The organism is Agromyces seonyuensis (genome assembly GCF_009789225.1).
Classification (GTDB): domain Bacteria; phylum Actinomycetota; class Actinomycetes; order Actinomycetales; family Microbacteriaceae; genus Agromyces; species Agromyces seonyuensis.
Genome location: NZ_WSTA01000145.1, coordinates 1 through 2,031 on the forward strand (window position 1 = coordinate 1; position 2,031 = coordinate 2,031).

3 protein-coding genes are annotated in these 2,031 nt (G+C 70.8%); all 3 read left to right on the forward strand.

Annotated elements, in window-relative coordinates; genetic code table 11:
* Nucleotides 1-1,219 (forward strand): AI-2E family transporter (locus GB864_RS17900; RefSeq protein ID WP_160427044.1); only part of this gene is annotated, 1,219 nt, incomplete at its 5' end.
* A gap of 54 nt (nt 1,220-1,273) precedes the next feature.
* Complete coding sequence (locus GB864_RS17905) at nt 1,274-1,702, forward strand: DUF6325 family protein (protein ID WP_160427045.1); 429 nt, start codon at nt 1,274-1,276, stop codon at nt 1,700-1,702.
* 28 nt (nt 1,703-1,730) lie between these two features.
* The coding region (locus tag GB864_RS17910) for an SHOCT domain-containing protein (protein WP_236779245.1) at nt 1,731-2,031 on the forward strand (301 nt) is incomplete at its 3' end.

Consider the following 2,031-nt stretch of genomic DNA (forward strand, 5'->3'; position numbering starts at 1 on the left):
GGTGTTCAGCCGTGCGCTCTTCCGATCACCGGTCCCTGCCGCGGTCGTCCCGGCGTCGGTCGCCGCGCCCCCCGCACCCCCCGCCGCCGACCGCGGGGCGGCGCTGCCCTACGGCGGACGGGTGCTGCTGACGCTCGCCGGCGCGATCGTGGTGTTCGTCGGCATCTGGTTCGCCCGGGGCATCCTCGCCCCCGCTGCGATCGCCGCGGTCGTCGTCATCATCGCCGCGCCCGTCCGCGGCCCGCTCGAACGCCGGGGCTGGCCGCGCTGGCTCGCCACGACGGCGGTCATCACGGTCAGCTGGCTGATCCTCGCCTTCCTCGCCGCGCTGCTGCTCATCGCGGTCTCGCAGTTCGCGAGCATGCTGCCGTCGTACTTCCCGCAGTTCACGGCCGCCCTCGGCGATCTGCTCGTGTGGATCGAGTCGCTCGGCATCGCGGCGCCGAGCCTCAACGAGATCGTCGGCTACCTCGATCCGGCCACGATCGCGACGTTCGCCTCCGATATCGTCGGCGGCGTCGCCGGCCTCGCCGCGGCGGCGTTCTTCATCTTCGCCTACGCGATCTTCATGGCCGCCGACGCCTCCCGGTTCGCCCACCGGTCGAGCCCGTTCGAGACGCCGCGGGCGGCCGCGATCGGGCGACGGTACTTCACCGGGGTGCGCCGCTATTACGTCGTCAACGCCACGTTCGGCGCGATCGTCGCCGTCCTCGACGGCATCGTGCTCGCCATCGTCGGCATCCCCGTGCCGGTCGTGTGGGCGATCCTCGCGTTCGTCACCAACTTCATCCCGAACATCGGCTTCGTCATCGGCCTCATCCCGCCGGTCGTCTTCGCATTCCTCGTCGGCGGCTGGCCGCTCGCCCTCGTCGTCACCGCGGTCTACTGCGTGATCAACGTCGTGCTCCAGGTGCTCGTGCAGCCGAAGTTCGTCTCCGACGCGGTCGGGCTCGGCCTGACGTTGACGTTCTTCTCGGTCGTCTTCTGGACCCTCGTCATCGGCCCCGTCGGCTCGATCCTCTCGATCCCGCTCACGCTGCTGCTGCGGGCGGTGCTCCTGGAGCCCGATCCGCAGGCGCGGGCCATGCGACGGCTCTGGGGTGATCCCGAGGCCGATGAACCGCATTCCGGTTCCGTCTCCGCGCGTGCGGCGGTCGAGTCCGCCTCGAGCGCCGGATCCGCGGATGACGCCCCGCGACCGGATCGGGATGGGGGGTAGCGCGCTCGGGCGCGACGTGAGAGAACTAGTGGGGGGATTTTCCGAGGGGGGAACATGGCAGAGTTGCAATTCGGTCCGATCGACGTCTACGCGGTCGGATTCCCGGGGGCCGAACTCGACGACCGCGTGCTCGCGGCGATCGGCGCCCTGGTCGACAAGGGTGAGGTGCGACTGCTCGACCTGCTCGTCGTCCGCAAAGACGAGGACGGCGCGGTGACGGCGGTCGAGTTCGAGGAGCTCGCGGGCAAGCTGGAGGTCGACGTCGTCGAGCTGGCGGGCGCCGGACTCGTCGGCGATGAAGACGTGGACGCGCTCGCGGCGGAACTGCCGCCGGGTTCGTCCGGGGCGATCCTCGCGATCGAGCTCCTCTGGGCCAAGCAGCTCGCGAGCGAGTTCGTCGAGAGCGGCGGCGTCGTGCTGGCCTACGATCGTGTGCCGGCCGAGGTCGTCAACGAGGTCTTCGCCGACGCGGTCGACGACTGAGCGAACCGGAACGACGAGGGGGAACGACATGATCAGACGAGTGGGACGACCCGGACTCATCGGACTCGCGGCGCGCACCGCGGTCGTGGCGGGCACGGCGAGCGCCGTCTCCGGCGGAGTGCAGCGCCGTCAGCAGGACAAGGCGCAGCAGGAGTACGAGGCCCAGCAGTACCAGCAGCAGCAGCAATGGGAGGCGCAGCAGGCGGCCGCCCAGCAGGCCGCGGCCCAGCAGGCGGCCGCGCAGGCCGCGGCGGCACCGCCGCCCCCAAGATCGGAGAGGCACACGTCCCAACTCCAGTCTCTTTGGCATCTCCAGAGCCGTCACCCGC